The 19,703-nt window shown below is 63.3% G+C and carries 18 protein-coding genes; 9 read left to right on the top strand and 9 right to left on the bottom strand.

Features of this window, described 5'->3' with window-relative positions; genetic code table 11:
• Positions 1–136: 136 nt before the first annotated feature.
• The 4 genes from ACIPZ5_RS03810 to ACIPZ5_RS03795 all read right to left on the bottom strand — a co-directional run bounded on the left by ACIPZ5_RS03810 (position 137) and on the right by ACIPZ5_RS03795 (position 4,527).
• Complete coding sequence (locus tag ACIPZ5_RS03810) at positions 137–1,093, bottom strand: FecR domain-containing protein (protein ID WP_400806790.1); 957 nt, start codon at positions 1,091–1,093, stop codon at positions 137–139.
• Positions 1,090–1,608 (bottom strand): RNA polymerase sigma factor, encoded by a 519-nt coding sequence (locus ACIPZ5_RS03805; RefSeq protein WP_400806787.1) that lies wholly within the window; start codon positions 1,606–1,608, stop codon positions 1,090–1,092. The genes ACIPZ5_RS03810 and ACIPZ5_RS03805 overlap by 4 nt, the downstream gene beginning before the upstream one ends.
• A gap of 274 nt (positions 1,609–1,882) precedes the next feature.
• Positions 1,883–2,593, bottom strand: a complete 711-nt coding sequence (locus tag ACIPZ5_RS03800; RefSeq protein WP_343594308.1) for a 3'-5' exonuclease — start codon at positions 2,591–2,593, stop codon at positions 1,883–1,885.
• On the bottom strand, positions 2,590–4,527 hold the full coding sequence (locus tag ACIPZ5_RS03795) for a putative nucleotidyltransferase substrate binding domain-containing protein (protein WP_400806784.1): 1,938 nt from the start codon (positions 4,525–4,527) through the stop codon (positions 2,590–2,592). The genes ACIPZ5_RS03800 and ACIPZ5_RS03795 overlap by 4 nt, the downstream gene beginning before the upstream one ends.
• Positions 4,528–4,740: 213 nt before the next feature.
• On the opposite strand from ACIPZ5_RS03795, the gene ACIPZ5_RS03790 reads away from it, so the two are divergent.
• Complete coding sequence (locus ACIPZ5_RS03790) at positions 4,741–5,184, top strand: response regulator (protein WP_261941840.1); 444 nt, start codon at positions 4,741–4,743, stop codon at positions 5,182–5,184.
• Positions 5,185–5,284: 100 nt separating this feature from the next.
• On the opposite strand, the gene ACIPZ5_RS03785 is transcribed toward ACIPZ5_RS03790, so the two are convergent.
• A complete protein-coding gene (locus tag ACIPZ5_RS03785) occupies positions 5,285–7,462 on the bottom strand; it encodes a malate synthase G (protein WP_343594306.1) in 2,178 nt (725 codons plus the stop codon).
• Positions 7,463–7,912: 450 nt separating this feature from the next.
• Here ACIPZ5_RS03785 and ACIPZ5_RS03780 point away from each other — a divergent pair, with 450 nt between their 5' ends.
• Positions 7,913–8,431, top strand: a complete 519-nt coding sequence (locus ACIPZ5_RS03780) for a glycine cleavage system protein R (RefSeq protein ID WP_400806783.1) — start codon at positions 7,913–7,915, stop codon at positions 8,429–8,431.
• Positions 8,432–8,678: 247 nt separating this feature from the next.
• On the opposite strand, the gene rarD is transcribed toward ACIPZ5_RS03780, so the two are convergent.
• From rarD to ACIPZ5_RS03760, 4 genes are all read right to left on the bottom strand, one after another.
• Positions 8,679–9,566: an EamA family transporter RarD gene (rarD, locus tag ACIPZ5_RS03775; protein WP_343594305.1), complete on the bottom strand. Its 888-nt coding sequence runs from the start codon at positions 9,564–9,566 to the stop codon at positions 8,679–8,681.
• A 55-nt stretch (positions 9,567–9,621) separates the two neighbouring features.
• Positions 9,622–10,596, bottom strand: a complete 975-nt coding sequence (locus tag ACIPZ5_RS03770; RefSeq protein ID WP_343594304.1) for a serine/threonine protein kinase — start codon at positions 10,594–10,596, stop codon at positions 9,622–9,624.
• Between the two features lie 85 nt (positions 10,597–10,681).
• A complete protein-coding gene (locus tag ACIPZ5_RS03765) occupies positions 10,682–11,446 on the bottom strand; it encodes a TOBE domain-containing protein (RefSeq protein WP_343594303.1) in 765 nt (254 codons plus the stop codon).
• A 26-nt stretch (positions 11,447–11,472) separates the two neighbouring features.
• A complete protein-coding gene (locus ACIPZ5_RS03760; protein ID WP_400807313.1) occupies positions 11,473–12,210 on the bottom strand; it encodes a ComF family protein in 738 nt (245 codons plus the stop codon).
• 89 nt (positions 12,211–12,299) lie between these two features.
• On the opposite strand from ACIPZ5_RS03760, the gene bioB reads away from it, so the two are divergent.
• The 7 genes from bioB (at position 12,300) to ACIPZ5_RS03725 (ending at position 19,281) form a co-directional block, all read left to right on the top strand.
• The gene (gene bioB / locus ACIPZ5_RS03755; protein WP_313710162.1) at positions 12,300–13,358 is read left to right on the top strand and encodes a biotin synthase BioB; all 1,059 of its coding nucleotides are present in this window, start codon (positions 12,300–12,302) and stop codon (positions 13,356–13,358) included.
• Position 13,359: 1 nt separating this feature from the next.
• On the top strand, positions 13,360–14,532 hold the full coding sequence (gene bioF / locus ACIPZ5_RS03750; RefSeq protein ID WP_400806779.1) for an 8-amino-7-oxononanoate synthase: 1,173 nt from the start codon (positions 13,360–13,362) through the stop codon (positions 14,530–14,532).
• Positions 14,525–15,256, top strand: coding sequence for an alpha/beta fold hydrolase (locus tag ACIPZ5_RS03745; RefSeq protein ID WP_400806776.1), 732 nt, complete (start codon positions 14,525–14,527; stop codon positions 15,254–15,256). Before bioF ends, ACIPZ5_RS03745 begins: the two co-directional genes overlap by 8 nt.
• Complete coding sequence (bioC, locus tag ACIPZ5_RS03740) at positions 15,249–16,067, top strand: malonyl-ACP O-methyltransferase BioC (RefSeq protein ID WP_400806773.1); 819 nt, start codon at positions 15,249–15,251, stop codon at positions 16,065–16,067. The genes ACIPZ5_RS03745 and bioC overlap by 8 nt, the downstream gene beginning before the upstream one ends.
• Before the next feature lie 10 nt (positions 16,068–16,077).
• Positions 16,078–16,758: a dethiobiotin synthase gene (gene bioD, locus ACIPZ5_RS03735; protein ID WP_261941830.1), complete on the top strand. Its 681-nt coding sequence runs from the start codon at positions 16,078–16,080 to the stop codon at positions 16,756–16,758.
• A 124-nt stretch (positions 16,759–16,882) separates the two neighbouring features.
• Complete coding sequence (locus ACIPZ5_RS03730) at positions 16,883–17,179, top strand: hypothetical protein (RefSeq protein ID WP_060512164.1); 297 nt, start codon at positions 16,883–16,885, stop codon at positions 17,177–17,179.
• A 296-nt stretch (positions 17,180–17,475) separates the two neighbouring features.
• On the top strand, positions 17,476–19,281 hold the full coding sequence (locus ACIPZ5_RS03725) for a phenylacyl-CoA dehydrogenase (RefSeq protein ID WP_261941829.1): 1,806 nt from the start codon (positions 17,476–17,478) through the stop codon (positions 19,279–19,281).
• Positions 19,282–19,703: the final 422 nt, after the last annotated feature.

Below are 19,703 nucleotides of genomic sequence, written 5' to 3'. Positions count from 1 at the left end.
TGAGAATTATTTGAATCTGGCTTTTTCCTGCACCGGCCCTTTCGCGGGCAAGCCCGCTCCCACAGGTGCGCCGCAGATTTAAGGGCTGCGGAAATCCAGTGGGAGCGGGCTTGCCCGCGAAGAGGTCGGTACAGGTCTACTTGGGAACGACAGTCACCCACCACGGTGTATGCCGCTCGATCTTCACCGGCAGGGCCGGCACCAGCGAGGCCAGGGCCAGGTCGGTGTCGGTCAGCGGGAAGCTGCCGGTCACGCGCAGGTCGGCCACTTCATCGGCTACACCCAGGTGGCCGCTGCGGTAATGGCCCAGTTGCTTCAGCAGGTCAGCCAGGCGCACGTTGTCGACCACCAGCATGCCGCGAGTCCAGGCGTCGGCCCCGGCTTGCACCGGGCCTATGTGGCCCAGGCCATTGCCGTTCATCAGCACTTGCTGGCCTTCGCGCAGGACCTGTTCGTCACCGCTGTTGTGTGGCATGGCAGCGACCGACGATTGCAGCACTTCCAGGCGCGTGCCCTTGTCTTCCCGGCGTACCAGGAAGCGCGTGCCCAGTGGCCGCAGGCGGCCATCGTCAGTACGTACCAGTAGCGGGCGAGGGTCGTCATGGCCGGTCTCGACCGAAATTTCGCCCTGATGCAGCACGATCAGGCGTTGCTCGCCCTGGTAGTCGATGTCGACGGCAGTGTGGGTGTTCAGGCTCAGCAGCGTGCCGTCTTCCAGGCGCAAGGTGCGCAGTTCGCCCGTGGCGGTACGCTGATCGGCCAGCCAGTAGCTGGGCGCCAGTGACGGAGCACCGACCCAGGCCAGCAGCGAACCGAGCAGGAACATCCCGGCCAGCCCGCCACCCACTTTGCCGATGCGCCGTCGCAAACCGGCGCGCGATTGCAGCAGGGCCTGGCGAGCCGGGCCGGCAGCAGCGCTGACGCGTTGATCGAGGGCGCCAAGCTGGCGCCAGGCGCGGGCATGTTCTTCGCTGGCGGCGTGCCAGCGGATGAATTCGGTGCGTTCGTCAGGCGTGCCACTGCCATCGTCCAGGCTCATTTTCCAGGCAATGGCGGCTTCCAGCACCTGCGACGAAACCGGTGTGTTGTTCACGTCGGTTCCCCGTACAGGGCCACGTAGCACTGGCGCATGCCCTGGGCGATGTACTGGCGCACGCGCGATACCGATACGCCCAGGCGTTCGGCGATTTCGGCGTGGCCCATGCCATCCAGGCGGTTGTGCAGGAATGCCACGCGAGCCTTGCTCGACAGCTTGCCGAGCAGGCGGTCGATGGCCTTGAGGTCTTCGAGGATCAGGTGCTGGGTTTCCGGGGAGGGATGTTCGGCTTCGGGGACCAACGCCAGCTCGGCCAGGTAGGCCTGTTCCAGCGCCGTGCGGCGGAAGTGGTCGAACATCAGGCCCTTGGCCACGGCGGCGAGGAAGGCGCGCGGTTCGCGCGGGGTGTCCAGCTGCTCGCGGCCGAGCAGGCGCACGAAGGTGTCCTGGCTCAGGTCTTCGGCACGCTGACGGCAGGCCATGCTGCGTTGCAGCCAGGCGAGCAGCCAGCCGCGATGGTCGCGGTACAGCGAACCGACCAATTCGGCGTGTGGGCTGTTGGCAGAAGACACGCAGCGTCCCCCCGGAACGAATGCATTAACTAACGATAATTATTCGCGATTGTTACAGAGGCGGAGGGTGAGGTGCAATGGACGCTTATCGGATGGCCATCATCCAAGGTGTGTTCCCTGGGCCGGCCTCTTCGCGGGCAAGCCCGCTCCCACAGTGATCGCGCCAGATTCTGGAAATTGAGCAAGACAGTTGCCCCCACGGGGATTTTGCCAACCTTGAAAGCTACGCATTACCTGTGGGAGCGGGCTTGCCCGCGAAGAGGCCAGAGATTATCTAAAGGCCGTGGTTATGCATTGCGCGCCTGCGCCACCCCCGCAGTCGTTGCTCCAACTGCAACGGGCTGTCGAGCTGCTGGCGCCGGGCCTGGCTGAACAGGATCAGCGCCAGCTCTGCCGTGACCTGTGCATCGGCGCTGGCATGGTGACGCTCATCCACCTGCAGGCCGAAGCGTGCCACCCAGTCGTCCAGCCCGGCCTCGCGCAACACGGTGTCGGGGTTGAGCATTGGCGCCAGTTCCGCCACGTCGAGGAAGGGCAGCTGCAAGCGATGGCCCAGGCTCTCCTTCAAGGCACGGGCAAGCATGCGCTGGTCGAACGGCGCATGGAACGCCAGCACCGGGCTGTCGCCGATGAATTCGAGCAGGTCGAGCAAGGCTTCGGCCGGGGCGCAGCCAGCAGCCAGGGCACTCGGCCCGAGCCCGTGGATCAGCACGCTGGCGTTGGTTTTCTGTTCAGGGCGGTGCAGGGTGCGCTCGAACTGCTGGGCAAAATCGATGGCACCGTCCTCGATGGCCACCGCGCCGATCGACAGCACCTGGTCGCGATTGGGGTTCAGGCCGCTGGTTTCCAGGTCGAGCACCACCCAGCGCTGCTCGCGCAAGGGGCACACACCCAATGGCTTGGCCTTGGGCAACCGCGCCAGGCGTTGGCGCAAGGCATCGTCCAGCATCGGGGCAGCAGGGCGCAGCCAGGCGAACAGGCTCATAACTGATACCGCAGGGCCAGGCTGCTCTGCAGGCGCTGGGCCTGGCGCAGGGATTCGCGCAGGATGCGCCGGTCCAGATGGTTGAGGCTGTCCGGATCGAGGCGGTTGGAGTACGGCAGGTTGTCACGGGTCTGGCGCTGGTGCTGCTGCATGCGGGTTTGCTGGATGAAGTGGTAGGCCTCTTCATAGGCGGCGCCATCAAGCGCCTCGATGACCCCCTTGTCGACCAGCTGGCGCAGGCGCTCCAGGGTGTTGCAGGCGCCAATGCCATTGGCCAGTGCCAGCAGCCGGGCGCCATCGACGAAGGGCGTCAGGCCCTGAACCTTGAGGTCGAGGGTGGCGGCCTTGTCGTTGCCCTGGCGGGTCAGCACGAACTCGCGCAGGCGGCCCACCGGCGGGCGCTGGCGCAGGGCGTTGTCGGCCAGCATGCGCTGGAAGATGCGGTTGTCCGCCACCTGCTCCAGCAGCTGCCGGCGCAGTTGTTCACAGCCCTGTTCATTGCCCCAGACCACGCGCAGGTCGAAGTAGATGCTCGAACCCAACAGGTTCTCCGGGCTGGCCTCGCGCACGAAACCGGCAAAGCGCCGTGCCCACTGTACGCGTGACAGGCACAGCTCGGGGTTGCCGGCCATGACGTTGCCCTTGCACAGGGTGAAACCGCACTGGGCCAGGCACTGGTTGATGTACTGCGCCAAGGGCAGCAGGCGTGCGCGAATGGCCTCGGCTTCGGTGTCGTCGGCGGCTTCGAAGAGTATGCCGTTGTCCTGGTCGGTGTGCAGGGTCTGCTCGCGGCGCCCTTCGCTGCCGAAGCACAGCCAGCTGAAGGGCACGCCGGGGTCGCCACGTTCGGCAATGGCCAGCTCGATCACCCGGCACACCGTGTGGTCGTTGAGCAGGGTGATGATCTGGGTGATCTGCGTCGAGGAGGCGCCATGGGCGAGCATGCGCTCGACCAGTTGGCCGATCTCGCCACGCAGCTGCACCAGCGAATCGAGGCGTGGCGCATGGCGGATGGTACGCGCCAGGTGAACCAGGTCGACCCGCTGCAGGGAGAACAGGTCACGCTCGGACACCACGCCACACAGGCGCTGGTTGTCCACCAGGCAGACGTGGGCGATATGCCGTTCGGTCATCGCCATGGCCGCATCGAAGGCGCTGGCCTGTGGGCTGAGGTAGAACGGCCTGGCGGTCATGTGCTGTTCGATCGGTGCACCGAGGTCGGCATCGGCGGCAGCCACCACCTGGCGCAGGTCGCGCAGGGTGAAGATGCCCACCGGGTAGCGCTGCGGGTTGACCACGACGATGCTGCCGACCTGCTGTTCATGCATCAGCCGCACCGCCTCGCGCAAGGGTGTATCCGGCGCGCAGACCACCGGGTGACGCATGGCCAGTTCGCCCAGCGGGGTATTCAGTGAGTATTGGGTGCCGAGGGTTTCCACTGCACGTTGACGTACCTGCTGATTGACTTGGTCGAGCAGGCTGCTGACCCCGCGCAGTGCAAAATCTCGAAACACTTCCGACATCGAGAATACGCGGATGAACGCAGCTTTGTTCAGTTGCAGGCAAAAGGTGTCTTCACCGGCCAGGTGTTCGGTGCGTGTCGCCCGCTCGCCGAGCAGCGCCGCCAGCGGGAAGCATTCGCCACCGGTGATTTCGAAGGTGGTTTCCACCCCAGGCTTGACCAGGTGCTGGCGCTCGCCGACCACACGGCCCTGCTTGACGATGTAGAAATGCTCGACCGGCCCGTCCGTGGGTTTGATGATGCTTTCGCCGCTGGCATAGAAGCGCAGCTGGCATTGTTCCACCAGAAAGGCCAGGTGGCTCTGCTCCATCTGGTTGAACGGCGGGAAGCGCTGCAGGAACTGCAAGGTGCCCTGGATGTTCTGCAGTACTGCCGTTCTGCCCGCCTGACTGTAGGCGTCCTTTTTGCTCATGACACTGACCGTATCGCTACGCCGAACTATATATATCTATATATAGGATCGGCCATGTTGTTTTCGGTCCCCATGGTCGGCTGGCAGCGGGGTGGTGCCCATTGGACGTAAGTCTAGTGAGCCCCCGCTGTCAAAGAGCCGACGAAAGGCGAGCCGGGTTACAGGGCTTTTGCGGTCCTAACCACTGAGCGGGATTTTTTTGACGAGAAGACCATGGCTGAGCATGACGACATCCTGAGTGACGCCGAACGCGAGGCATTGGCCGTGTTGAGTGCGCCCGTTGCGCCTAGTCCGGTGGTGTTGATCGTCGATGACAACCCGGTGAACAGTGAGGCACTCAAGCTGTACCTGAAGAGCAGGGGCATCGAGTGCATGACTGCTGATGGTGCGCAGGAGGCAATGTTCAAGCTGCATTACGAACCGCGCATCGCCCTGATGATTACTGACCTGCGCATGGAGCCCAAGGATGGCCTTGAACTGATCCGACAGATTCGTGAGACGGAGCGGGCTGCGTTGTCGATCATCGTGGTGTCGGGCGACACCGATGTGAAGGAGGCGGTGGACGTGATGCACCTGGGGGTGGTGGATTTTCTGCTGAAACCGGTGGATCTGGGGAAACTGCTGGGGTTGGTGAAAAGAGAGTTACGGATCGAATAGCGAAGCAGGGCATTCGCGGGCAAGCCCGCTCCCACAGGTAATGCGCTGCCTTTGAGAGCTGCGGTGTACCTGTGGCAGCGGGCTTGCCCGCGAATCGGCCTTACAGCCCGTTACGCGCCTTGAACTCGCGGCGACGGCGGTGCAGCACTGGCTCGGTGTAGCCGTTCGGCTGCTTGGCACCTTCGATCACCAGCTCGATGGCTGCCTGGAACGCGACGTTGTCGTCGAAGTTCGGCGCCATCGGGCGGTACAGGGCGTCACCGGCGTTCTGCTGGTCGACCACCGCAGCCATGCGCTTGAGGCTTTCCAGCACCTGCTCCTGGGTAACCACGCCATGGCGCAGCCAGTTGGCCAGCAGCTGGGCCGAGATGCGCAGGGTGGCGCGGTCTTCCATCAGGCCGACATCGTTGATGTCCGGGACCTTCGAGCAACCCACACCCTGGTCGATCCAGCGCACGACGTAGCCGAGGATGCCCTGGGCGTTGTTGTCCAGTTCGTTGCGGATCTCTTCAGCCGACCAGTTGGTGTCGGCCGCCAGCGGGATGGTCAGGATGTCATCGACCGAAGCCGGCGTGCGCGCAGCCAGCTCGCGCTGACGCGCCTGCACGTCAACCTTGTGGTAGTGCAGGGCGTGCAGGGTGGCGGCGGTCGGCGACGGTACCCAGGCGGTGTTGGCGCCGGCCAGCGGGTGAGCGATCTTCTGCTCGAGCATGGCGGCCATCAGGTCAGGCATGGCCCACATGCCCTTGCCGATCTGCGCGCGGCCTTGCAGGCCGGTGGCCAGGCCGACGTCGACGTTGTTGTTCTCGTAGGCGCCGATCCACTTCTCGTTCTTCATGGCGCCCTTGCGCACCACGGCGCCGGCTTCCATCGAAGTGTGGATTTCGTCACCGGTACGGTCGAGGAAGCCGGTGTTGATGAACACCACGCGTTCGGCTGCCGCCTTGATGCAGGACTTCAGGTTGACCGTGGTACGCCGCTCCTCGTCCATGATGCCGACCTTGACGGTGTTGCGCGGCATGCCCAGCAGGTCTTCGACGCGGCTGAAGATCTCGGCGGCGAAGGCGACTTCTTCCGGGCCGTGCATCTTCGGCTTGACGATGTACACGCTGCCGCTGCGGGTGTTCTTGCGGCTGGTGTTGCCGTTGAGGTTGTGCAGGGCGATCAGGTTGGTGAACAGACCGTCCTGGATGCCCTCAGGGATTTCGTTGCCCTGGGCATCGAGAATCGCCGGGTTGGTCATCAGGTGACCCACGTTGCGCACGAACAGCAGCGAACGGCCGTGCAGGGTTACGCTGCCGCCGTTGGGCGCGGCGTATTCGCGGTCCGGGTTCATGGTGCGGGTGAAGGTCTTGCCGCCTTTGCTCACGCTTTCGGCCAGGTCGCCTTTCATCAGGCCCAGCCAGTTGCGGTAGACGATGACTTTGTCATCGGCATCGACTGCGGCGACCGAGTCCTCGCAGTCCATGATGGTGGTCAGTGCCGATTCCATCAGGATGTCTTTGACACCGGCGGCATCGGTGCTGCCGACCGGGGTGCTGGCGTCGACCTGGATTTCGAAGTGCAGGCCGTTGTGCTTGAGCAGTACGGCGGTCGGTGCCTTGGCGTCGCCATGGAAGCCGATCAGCTGGGCGTCATCACGCAGGCCGCTGTTGCTGCCGCCTTTCAGGGCGACGACCAGCTTGCCGCCTTCGATGCGGTAGCCGGTGGAGTCGACGTGGGAGCCGGCTGCCAGTGGCGCGGCTTCGTCGAGGAAGGCGCGGGCGAAGGCGATGACCTTGTCGCCACGGCGCTTGTTGTAACCCTGGCCTTTCTCGGCGCCGCCTTCATCGCTGATGGCGTCGGTGCCGTACAGTGCGTCGTACAGCGAACCCCAGCGGGCGTTGGCGGCGTTCAGGGCAAAGCGGGCGTTCATCACCGGGACGACCAGCTGCGGGCCGGCCATGTGGGCGATTTCTTCGTCCACGTTCTGGGTGGTGGCCTGGAAATCGTCGGCTTGTGGCAGCAGGTAGCCGATTTCCTGGAGGAATGCTTTGTAGGCTACGGCGTCGTGTGCCTGGCCTTTGCGTGCCTGGTGCCAGGCGTCGATCTTGGCTTGCAGCTCGTCGCGCTTGGCGAGCAGGGCTTTGTTCTTTGGAGCGAGGTCATTGATGATCTTCTCTGCACCGGCCCAGAACTGCTCGGCGACGATGCCGGTCCCTGGCATGGCTTCGTTGTTGACGAAGTCGTACAGGACCTTGGCGACCTGAAGGCCACCGACTTGAACGTATCCAGTCATTGCTTGCCTCACTCTGCTCAGCTATTTCGCTCTTCTGTATTAAGCCTGTAGCGCTTCTCTAAACACGTTCCAGTGCTTGCCCTCGTCGGATGCACGAGCGCGGCTGGGTGCGGCCTGCCAGACAGGCTGGCAGACAGTGTGCGTATTTTCACAGGCGCCTTGGCAGACATCCAAACGACGTTTTGTAGTCCGCGCCACGGGATACTACATGAAGCAGTAGGCGAGGCAAAATCAGACTAAAAGCGCCGTTATGCGACCGGTTGGTCGCGTATGGTCACGCTGGGAGAACGTATGTTCGCAAAAAACGGGTGGATTGTTCCAGATAAATCTTGAAACAGTACACGATTGTTTGTGCGGATTGCCCTGCGGCAGGTTGCCGCGCCTTGCCTATACTGAGTCGATCCCCCGTATTTACGCCGCCTCGGGCGGCCCGACGCAGAGGAAGGGCCTGTGGATCATCTTGTATTGACCGTGATTGCTCCGGACAAAGCCGGGCAGGTCGAGCGCATTGCCCAATGCATCGCCGATCATAACGGCAACTGGCTGGAGAGCCGCATGTCGCGGATGGCCGGGCAGTTCGCCGGGATCCTGCGGGTGGCGGTGCCGGCGGAAAACTACGACGAACTGGTGAAGTCGCTGCAGGCGCTGGGGAAGTACGATATTCGCGTGCTGATCGCCGAGAGCGGCATAGAACCGTCATGCACCTGGAAACCTATTGCCATGGAGCTGGTGGGTAACGACCGCCCAGGCATCGTGCGCGATATCACCCGCTTGCTGGCGGACCAGGGGGTGAACCTGGAGCGCTTCACTACCGATGTGCGGCCGGCGCCGATGAGCAGTGAGCCACTGTTCCATGCCGATGCCTTACTGGCGTTGCCTTTGACGTTGTCGCTGGACCAATTGCAGAAGAAGCTGGAGAGCCTGGCGGACGATTTGATGGTGGAGTTGAAGTTGCGGCCGGAGGAATGATCTGGAAATGCCGGGACGCGAAGCGGCCCCTAGCGGTTATCCCGATTTCACGGGGACGGCCCTGTGGATAAGCTGGGGGTGCACCTCGCTAGCCCAGGTACGGCAAGCCCTCCCGAGGTTTGAGCAAAAAACGTACAGAAATCAGTCGCTTGTGCACAAAGCACGGGGACGAGGGTGTGGATAACCTTTGGAGATGTTGCTGCAGGCCACGAACTACGTGGCCTGCAAGGTTTTGATCGTTTTTTGATCAGGCGCGCTTGCGCAAATTCAGCCAGGCGTCGACGCTATAGACCGCCAACCCCGCCCAGATGAAGATGAACGCGATCAAGCTGCTCGGCGACAGGTGCTCATCGAACAGCAGCACTGCCTGCAGCAGCACCAGGGTCGGCGCCAGGTACTGCAGGAAGCCCAGGGTGGTGTAGGGCAGGTGGCGTGCTGCCGCGTTGAAGCACACCAGCGGCACCAGTGTCACCGGCCCCGCCGCGATCAGCCACAGTGCCTCGCTGCTGCTGTAGAAGTCAGCCTGTGCGCTGATTGCCGCCGGATTCAGCAGCATCCAGCCCAACGCCAGCGGCACCAGCATCCAGGTTTCCACCACCAGGCCTGGCAGCGCCGCTACTGGTGCCTGTTTGCGGATCAGGCCATAGAAACCGAAGCTCAGGGCCAGTGCCAGCGACACCCACGGCAGGCTGCCCACCTGCCATACCTGCTGGGCAACGCCTATCGCCGCCATGGCCACTGCCAGCCACTGCAGGCGGCGCAGGCGCTCGCCAAGCAGCAGCATGCCCAGCAGCACATTGATCAATGGGTTGATGTAGTAGCCCAGGCTGGCTTCGAGCATGCGCCCGTTGTTCACCGCCCAGACATAGGTCAGCCAGTTGCCGGCGATCAACGTACCGCTCAGGGCCAGGATCGCCAGCCGACGCGGGTTTTCACGCAGCTCGCGCCACCAGCCGGGGTGTTTCCACACCAGCAGCAACAGTGAACCGAACAACGCCGACCAGAGCACCCGGTGGACGATGATCTCCACCGCCGGAACGCTCTGGATAGCTTTGAAGTACAGCGGGAACAAGCCCCAGATGATGTAGGCACCAAGGCCCAGAAGGTACCCGCGGCGCGGGTTTGCAGAGTGCATGGAGAGTCCTTGCTCAGTAAAGCGAGGCCTATTGTAGACAGAGGCGCGCTTGCTTCTAGAACAATTTCAGTGGTTGTTCATCCAGCGCTGCCAGTTGTTCGCGCAAGGCGAGGATCTGGTCACCCCAGTAACGCGGCTGACCGAACCACGGGAAGCTCGGCGGGAACGCCGGGTCGTCCCAGCGCCGCGCCAGCCAGGCGCTGTAATGCAGCTGGCGCAGGGCGCGCAACGGCTCGATGAGGGCCAGCTCGCGGGGGTCGAAGTCGTGGAACTCGTTGTAGCCGTCGACCAGTTCGGCCAGTTGCCCCAGGCGTTCCTCGCGGCTGCCAGCGAGCATCATCCACAGGTCCTGCACGGCCGGGCCCATGCGGCAGTCATCGAGGTCGACCACGTGATACACCTCGTCGCGGTGCATCAGGTTGCCGGGGTGCAGGTCACCATGCAGGCGGATGACCTGATGCGGGGTGCGGGCGAAGGCATCCTCGACCCGCTCAAGCAGGTGGCGGGCCACGGACTCGAAGGCGGGCAGCAGGTCCTTGGGGACGAAGCCACCGTCGAGCAGGGTGTTCAGCGAGGCGTGGCCAAAGTTGTCCACAGCCAGTGCTTCACGATGTTCGAACGGCCGCGCGGCCCCCACGGCATGCAGGCGGCCGAGCAGCTGGCCGAGGCGGTAGAGTTGATCAAGGTTGCCGGGCTCCGGCGCGTGGCCGCCACGGCGCGGGAACAGGGTGAAGCGGAAGCCCTTGTGTTCGAACAGGGTCTGACCGCCATGTTGCAGTGGCGCGACCACGGGCACTTCGCAATCGGCGAGTTCGGCGGTGAACTGGTGCTCTTCGAGAATCGCCGCATCGCTCCAGCGGCCAGGGCGATAGAACTTGGCGATCAACGGTTGCGAATCTTCGATGCCCACCTGATAGACGCGGTTCTCGTAGCTGTTCAGCGCCAGGACCCGGGCATCGCTGAGAAAGCCCAGGCTTTCCACGGCGTCCAGGACCAGGTCGGGGGTGAGGGTGTCGAAGGGGTGGGACATGGGGGCTCCGGGGATGGGCGACATGTCGTCATGGTAACCCATTCCATGGCCTGCCCCGATTTACCCGCGAAGAGGCCGGCACAGGTTAAACAGGTACCCCGAGCAACACATAGGAAGGATGAAACTGCACACGCACCTTGCTTCCTTCCTTGACCGACTGCTCGGCCAACCAAGCTGCCTCGGCAATCGCACACAATGTCTGCCCGTTGCCCAGCGCCAAGCGTACCTCGCTGTCGCCCTGTGCATCTGCCAGCACCTCTTCGACGGTGGCGTTCAGCACATTGCTGCCTGCCTCGGCCTCATCATCCGCCGCAAGCAACTGCACCCACCCGGCCTTGAGCAGCGCCATCACCGTGCTCCCCAGTGTCAGCTCCAGCCGCGCCGTGCTGTCATGGGTGATCAATGCGTCGATCTCCAGCCCGCCACCCAAGGCCAGGCTGACCCGATCATGTCGGCCCTCCCGGCGCAGCCCGCTGACCTGCCCCTGCAACTGATTGCGCGCACTGGTGCGCAACATCAGGCGGCCCAGCAAGTCGAGGTCGCTGGACTCTTCCGCCGCTTCGAGAATCTGCGCCTGCAGTACCTGCACTTTCTGGTACAGGCGCAGCACGCGCTCACCCTCTACCGAAAGCCTTGCGCCACCACCGCCACGCCCGCCCGTGCTGCGTTCTACCAAGGGCCGGCTGGCCAGGTTGTTGAGTTCATCGATTGCATCCCAAGCCGCCTTGTAGCTGATGCCGGCAGCCTTGGCCGCGCGGGTGATAGAGCCTTGTTCGGCAATATGCTGGAGCAGGGCGATACGCTGCGGGCGACGGGCGATGTGCTGGGTGAGGAGAGCGGGCAGGGACATGGTGGCGCCTATCTGAAACTGACTCGTCAAGCTTGCCCCGGTTTTGCCGTGCGTGCCAGGCAATACACATCGATCCTGCGTGCACCGGCGTGACGCAGCAATTGCGCGATAGCCTGCGCGGTGGCCCCGGTGGTCAGCACGTCATCGATCACGGCGACGTGCCTGCCCTTGAGCGATGCCTCGCTGGCAAGCGCGAACGCCTGGCGCAGATTGCGCTGGCGTCCCCGGGCATCCAGGCGTTGTTGGGCCGGTGTTTCGCGCGTTCGCAGCAACAACCGCTCATCGCATTCGATAGCCAGTGCTTTCGACAACCAGCGCCCGAGCATGCCGGCCTGGTTGAAGCCCCGCTGGCGCAGTCGACGCCGCGCCAGCGGTACAGGCAACAGCAGGTCTGGTGTGGGCAGACCTTCCTGAAAGCGGTGGCTCAGGTTCAGGCTCAGCATTTCGGCCATGAGCCGACCCAGCGGCCATTGGCTATTGTGCTTGAAGCGACTGATCAGCGTGTCCAGCGGAAACCCATAGTGCCAAGGCGCAATTACCTGATCGAACGCTGGCGGGCGGCGGCTGCACTGGGCGCAGATCAGGCCGGCCATTGGCAAGGGCAGGGCGCAGCGCAGGCAATGCTCATCGAGCCAGGGCAATTCCTGTTCGCAGGCGGCACACAGCGGGTAGCGTTGTTCGGCGGCGTCGCTGCATAGCAAACAGGTTTGGTTAATATTTATACACTTGTAAACCAGTGCTTTTAACCAAGGTTGACAGTTCATAGGCCTTCCATGACTATGCGAGCTATCCGTGATGCGCTGGCGGGCAGTTCTGCCTCGGCGCCAGTTACAGCCTAAACAAGGAAACGCCGATGAGCGCCAGCACAACTGCAACAACACGTCACGACTGGTCCCTGCCTGAGGTCAAGGCACTGTTCCAGCAGCCTTTCAATGACCTGCTGTTCCAGGCGCAGACTGTGCACCGCGCGCACTTCGACCCAAACCGCGTACAGGTTTCGACGCTGCTGTCGATCAAGACCGGCGCCTGCCCCGAAGATTGCAAATATTGTCCGCAGTCCGGTCACTACAACACCGGGCTGGAAAAACAGAAACTGATGGAAGTGCAGAAGGTTCTGGAAGAGGCCGCGCGCGCCAAAGCCATCGGCTCTACCCGCTTCTGCATGGGTGCGGCCTGGAAGCACCCGTCGGCCAAGGACATGCCCTACGTGCTGGAGATGGTCAAAGGTGTGAAGGCCATGGGCCTGGAAACCTGCATGACCCTCGGCAAGCTCGACCAGGAGCAGACCGTGGCCCTGGCCCAAGCTGGCCTGGACTACTACAACCACAACCTCGACACCTCGCCGGAGTTCTACGGCAGCATCATCACCACCCGTACCTACAGCGAGCGCCTGCAGACCCTGGCCTACGTGCGTGATGCCGGGATGAAGATCTGCTCTGGCGGTATCCTTGGCATGGGCGAGTCGCTGGACGACCGCGCTGGCCTGTTGATCCAGCTGGCCAACCTGCCAGAGCACCCGGAGTCGGTACCGATCAACATGCTGGTCAAGGTTGCCGGTACCCCGTTGGCCGAGGAAGAAGACGTCGACCCGTTCGACTTCATCCGCATGCTGGCGGTCGCCCGTATCCTCATGCCCAAGTCGCACGTACGGCTGTCCGCCGGCCGCGAGCAGATGAACGAGCAGATGCAGGCATTGGCCTTCATGGCCGGCGCCAACTCGATCTTCTACGGCGAGAAACTGCTGACCACCGCCAACCCGCAGGCCGACAAGGACATGCAGCTGTTCGCCCGCCTGGGCATCAAGCCTGAAGCGCGCGAAGAGCATGCCGACGAAGTGCATCAGGCGGCAATCGAGCAGGCCCTGGTCGAGCAACGCAGCAGCGAGCTGTTCTACGACGCCGCGTCTGCCTGAGATGGCCTTCGACCTGGCGGCGCGCCTGGCCGAACGGCGCGCCGCAGATCTGTATCGGCAGCGGCCATTGCTGGAAAGCCCACAGGGGCCTGAGGTAGTGGTCGAAGGCCAGCGCTTGCTGGCCTTCTGCAGCAACGACTACCTGGGGCTGGCCAACCACCCTGAAGTGATCGCCGCCTGGCAGGCTGGCGCCGAACGCTGGGGGGTCGGTGGCGGTGCCTCGCACCTGGTGATCGGCCACAGCGCGCCGCATCATGCCGTCGAAGAGGCACTGGCCGAACTGACCGGCCGCCCGCGCGCGCTGCTGTTTTCCACAGGCTACATGGCCAACCTTGGCGCCATCACCGCACTGGTGGGGCAGGGCGACACCGTGTTGCAGGATCGCCTCAACCACGCGTCGCTGCTCGATGGCGGGTTGCTCAGCGGTGCCCGTTTCAGCCGCTACCTGCACAACGACGCTGCCAGTCTGGCCAATCGCCTGGGCAAGGCCACCGGCAACACGCTGGTGGTGACTGACGGCGTGTTCAGCATGGATGGCGACCTCGCCGATCTGCCCGCGCTGTCCAGCGTCGCCCGCGCACGGGGTGCCTGGCTGATGGTCGACGACGCCCATGGTCTGGGCACCTTGGGCAATCAAGGTGGCGGCATCGTCGAGCACTTCGGCCTGGGCATCGACGATGTGCCGGTGCTGATCGGTACCTTGGGCAAGGCCTGTGGCACCGCTGGTGCATTCGTCGCCGGCAGTGAAGAGCTGATAGACGCACTGGTGCAGTTCGCCCGGCCATATATCTACACCACCAGCCAGCCCCCGGCGCTGGCTTGCGCCACGCTCAAGAGCCTGGAGCTGCTGCGCCGCGAAACCTGGCGCCGCGAGCACTTGGCCGCGCTGGTTCGCCAGTTCCGTGAGGGGGCCGAGCAAATCGGCTTGCAGCTGATGGACAGCCCGACGCCGATCCAGCCGATCCTGATAGGCGACAGTGCCCAGGCCCTCAAGCTGTCACGCATGCTGCGCGACCGTGGCCTGCTGGTGACCGCCATCCGCCCGCCCACCGTGCCTGCCGGCAGTGCCCGCCTGCGGGTCACCCTGAGCGCGGCGCACAGCGAGGCGCAGGTGCAGCTATTGTTGAATGCATTGGCCGAGTGTTATCCACAGCTGGAGGCCGCCGATGCGTAACCGTTTGATTCTTCTTCCTGGCTGGGGGTTGGGGACCGCCGCCCTCGAGCCCCTCGCCGCCAGCCTGCGGGCCCAGGATGCGCGCCTGCAGGTCGAACTGGCGCCGCTGCCGGAACTGGCCGATGCCGATGTGCAGGCGTGGGTGGACTACCTTGACCGCAAATTGCCTAGCGATACCTGGCTGGGTGGCTGGTCGTTTGGCGGCATGCTCGCCAGCGAGCTGGCGAGCAAGCGCGGCGACCATTGCTGCGGCTTGCTGACCCTGGGCAGCAACCCCAGTTTCGTGGCCCGCGCCGACTGGCCACACGGCATGGCTAACGACACTTTCGGCACCTTCCTTGACGGTTGCCGCAGCCACACCTCGGTGACCCTCAAGCGTTTCCGCACACTGTGTAGCGATGGCGCCCTGCAACCGCGCACGCTGCTGCGTCAGCTGGGTGTCGGTGTGCCCGACACCGATCCGCTGTACCTGGCCACCGGCCTTGAAGTGCTGGCGCAGCTCGATACCCGTGAAGCCCTGCAGGCCTATGGCGGCCCGCAGTTGCACCTGTTTGCCGGCAGCGATGCGCTGGTGCCAGCCGAGGCGGCCAAGGCGCTGAGCGAGCTGCTACCCGATGTGGAAGTTGGCCTGGTCGAAGACAGTTCCCACGCCTTCCTGCTGGAATATCCGCAGGAGCTGGCGGCGGGCATCAAGAGTTTCCTGCATGAGAGTGGCGATGACTGACCTTTCCCGTCCAACCCTGCCCGGCGCGTTGCCGGACAAGCGCCAGGTAGCCGCTTCGTTCTCCCGTGCGGCGGCCAGCTACGACAGCGTCGCGGCACTGCAGCGCGCAGTAGGCGTGAGCTTGCTGGAGCAGCTGCCGGATGACCTGGCGCCGACACGCTGGCTGGACCTTGGCAGTGGCACCGGGCATTTCAGCCGGGTACTCGGCGAACGCTTCGAACAGGCTACCGGTGTGGCCGTGGATATTGCCGAAGGCATGTTGCGCCATGCCCGTGGCGAGCGCGGCGGGGCGCACTACCATGTGGCCGGTGATGCCGAGCGTCTTCCGCTGGGCGATGCCTGTGTCGACCTGGTGTTCACCAGCCTGGCGGTGCAGTGGTGCGGTCAGTTCGCCAGTGTGCTGGACGAAGCCCAGCGCGTACTGCGCCCGGGTGGCGTGCTGGCCTTCAGCAGCCTGTGCGTCGGTACCCTCGATGAGTTGCGCGCCAGCTGGCAGGCGGTGGATGGCATGGTGCATGTCAATCGCTTCCGCAGGTTCGAAGACTATCAGCGCCTGTGTGCTGCCAGTGGCCTTGAACAGCTCAGCCTGCAGCGCCAGCCCCATGTGCTGCACTACCCCGATGTGCGTAGCCTGACCCATGAACTCAAGGCCCTGGGTGCCCACAACCTCAACCCCGGGCGGCCCTCTGGCCTGACCGGTCGGGCACGCATGCAAGGCTTGTTGCAGGCCTACGAAGCGTTTCGCCAGCCCCAGGGGCTGCCTGCCACCTATCAGGTGGTCTATGGTGTGTTGCGCAAGCCACAGGCATGAGAGGAGCGAGATGAGCCAGGCCTATTTCATCGCCGGTACCGACACCGATGTCGGCAAGACCACCATCGCCGCCGGGCTGCTGCATGCGGCGCGCTTGCAAGGGCTGAGTACCCTGGGTGCGAAGCCGGTGGCTTCGGGTTGCACCCTGACGCCCAAGGGCCTGCGCAACAGCGATGCCCAGGCGCTGATCGACGAAAGCTCGGTCAAACTCGCTTACGAAGAGGTCAACCCGTTTGCCTTCGAACCGGCCATTGCGCCGCACGTGGCGGCCCGGGAGGCGGGCGTTGCGCTAGAAGTTGCCGTGTTGGCCAAGGCCATGCGCCATGTGCTGGACCAGGGGGCAGACTTCACCCTGGTCGAAGGTGCGGGTGGTTGGCGAGTGCCACTGTCCAACCACGCCAACCTGTCGGACCTGGCTATCGCCCTCAAGCTGCCGGTGATTCTGGTGGTCGGGGTGCGCCTGGGCTGCATCAACCATGCCTTGCTCAGTGCCGAGGCGATTGCCCGGGACGGGCTGCAGTTGGCCGGCTGGGTGGCGAATATCATCGAACCGCGGACTTCGCGCCTGGAAGAGAACCTGGCCAGTCTGGCAGAGCGCTTGCCAGCGCCTTGCCTGGGGCGGGTGCCGAAGCTCAAGCTGGCCACCGCGGATGCAGTGGCGGAGCACCTGCAGCTCGACCTGCTGGATTGAGCGCTGGCAGGTATGCCCGTGGCCTATCAGGTAGCACGGGGCCATTAGGGATTTAAACGGGCCTTTTCGTGCCGGGCCTGCTTTAATTGGCCCTGTTCATATCCAGCGTCATTGGAGTTTTGACATGGAAATCACCGGCAGCACCGCGTACTACGCGGGCCTTAACGCCATCTACAACGGCCAGAACCGTGTCGATCAGGCCGCTGGCCAGATCGCCAACGCCTCGGTCGAGCGCGCCGCCACCAGCCAGTCCAGCGACTTCCAGGCCGAGCGCCTGCGTGGGGTTGATCGCAGCCAGCAGATGGACCTGGCAACCAGCACCGTGCAATTGGCCCTGGGCAAGACCGAGGTCGAACTCGGTGCAAAGGTAGCCAAGGCGTCCGACGAAATGCTCGGGCGGTTCATCGACACCTACGCCTGATTCTTGCCCCCTCGGCGATCCCTGTGGGAGCGGGTTTACCCGCGAATGCGTCCGCGCAGACACCTCTCTTGTCTGTGCTGGCCCTTTCGCGGGTAAACCCGCTCCCACACTCGTTTTGCCTGCGATTTCATGCAATGGCATAAACGCCATCTTTCGCGGCGCAAATGGCACTATAGTCCCTTCTTGACATCGGGCGGTCCTAAACGTAAGTTTCAAACAACTGTTTGATCGAAAGCCGACAAGAGCTGGTCGGTATCAGCGGTCCCCTACCGAACTCATCACAGAGGTTCATCGCAATGCCTGATTACAAAGCCCCCTTGCGTGATATTCGTTTCGTCCGCGACGAGCTGCTCGGCTACGAGGCGCACTATCAGAGCCTGCCGGGTTGCCAGGACGCTACCCCTGACATGGTCGACGCGATCCTGGAAGAAGGCGCGAAGTTCTGTGAGCAGGTGCTGTCGCCGCTGAACCGTGTCGGTGACCAGGAAGGCTGCACCTGGAGCGAGTCGGGTGTGAAGACCCCGACCGGTTTCAAGGAGGCCTACCAGCAGTTCGTGGAAGGCGGCTGGCCGAGCCTGGCGCATGACGTCGAGCACGGCGGCCAGGGCCTGCCTGAGTCGCTGGGCCTGGCCCTGAGCGAAATGGTCGGTGGTTCAAACTGGTCGTGGGGCATGTACCCGGGCCTGTCCCATGGCGCGATGAACACCATCTCCGCGCACGGTACTGCCGAGCAGCAACACACCTATCTGACCAAGCTGGTGTCCGGCGAATGGACTGGCACCATGTGCCTGACCGAGCCACATTGCGGCACCGACCTGGGCATGCTGCGCACCAAGGCCGAACCACAGGCCGACGGTAGCTACAAGGTCTCCGGCACCAAGATCTTCATCTCGGCCGGCGAACACGACATGGCCGACAACATCGTCCACATCGTGCTGGCCCGTCTGCCGGACGCTCCGGCGGGCACCAAAGGTATCTCGCTGTTCATCGTGCCGAAGTTCCTGCCAAATGCAGAAGGCGGCGTGGGTGAGCGCAACGGCGTGAGCTGTGGCTCGATCGAGCACAAGATGGGCATCCACGGCAATGCCACCTGCGTGATGAACTTCGACGGTGCCACCGGTTACCTGATCGGCCCGGCCAACAAAGGCCTGAACTGCATGTTCACCTTCATGAACACCGCACGCCTGGGTACCGCGCTGCAAGGCCTGGCCCACGCCGAAGTGGCGTTCCAGGGCGGCCTGAAGTACGCCCGCGAGCGCCTGCAGATGCGTTCCCTGACCGGCCCGAAAGCACCGGACAAAGCGGCTGACCCGATCATCGTCCACCCGGACGTGCGTCGCATGCTGCTGACCATGAAGGCCTTCGCCGAAGGCAACCGCGCGATGGTCTACTTCACTGCCAAGCAGGTGGACATCGTCAAGTACAGCCAGGATGAGGAAGAGCGCAAGAAGGCCGACGCCCTGCTGGCCTTCCTGACTCCGATCGCCAAGGCATTCATGACCGAAGTCGGCTTCGAAGCCGCCAACCACGGTGTGCAGATCTACGGCGGCCACGGATTCATCGCCGAGTGGGGCATGGAGCAGAACGTGCGCGACAGCCGTATCTCCATGCTGTACGAAGGCACTACCGGCATCCAGGCACTCGACCTGCTCGGCCGCAAGGTACTGATGACCCAGGGCGAAGCGCTCAAGGGCTTCACCAAGATCGTGCACAAGTTCTGCCAGGCGCAGGAAGGCAACGAAGCGGTCAAGGAGTTCGTCGCGCCATTGGCTGCGCTGAACAAGGAGTGGGGCGAGCTGACCATGAAAGTGGGCATGGCCGCGATGAAGGACCGCGAGGAAGTCGGCGCTGCTTCGGTGGATTACCTGATGTACTCCGGTTACGCGTGCCTGGCCTACTTCTGGGCTGACATCGCCCGCCTGGCTGCAGAAAAACTGGCTGCCGGCACCAGCGAAGAAGCCTTCTACACCGCCAAGCTGCAGACCGCGCGCTTCTACTTCCAGCGCATCCTGCCGCGTACCCGCACGCACGTGGCCACCATGCTGTCGGGCGCCAACAACCTGATGGACATGAAGGAAGAAGACTTCTCTCTGGGTTATTAAGCCTTAGTGAGCCACTGAAAAAACGCCGCTCCTCGTGAGCGGCTTTTTTTGTGGCTCTAATTTTATTTAGCCTGCTTGCTCCGATATTTTTTAATTAGGCATAGCTGACGCAGCACAACTTTCGTGCGCGCGCAGCTTTCATATTTTTTGTAGGGATTATTTGGTTTTTATTTCAGGCTTCTCCAACTATTGGTTGCCCGTTCAGTATGAGGTAGCAAATACATTGCCAGGTTTTCCTGTTCGCATTCACGGCTAGGCTAGCCCATGGGCTATGGCTTGCGTGGGTTTTGTGAACGTTTCGTGAAGTAACTTTGGGGGATGCCACCCACTAGTGGGGGCGCGCTTTCACCAGAACTGAGGAAGTTTTTGGTTAAGTATTTATCGGTATGAATGTCTAAATAAACCGGTATAAAAAATCTTTG

Source organism: Pseudomonas sp. NPDC089428 (assembly GCF_044749325.1).
Classification (GTDB): domain Bacteria; phylum Pseudomonadota; class Gammaproteobacteria; order Pseudomonadales; family Pseudomonadaceae; genus Aquipseudomonas.
The sequence above is the reverse complement of the archived record's forward strand: the minus strand, read 5'-3'. Positions and strand labels throughout refer to the sequence as shown.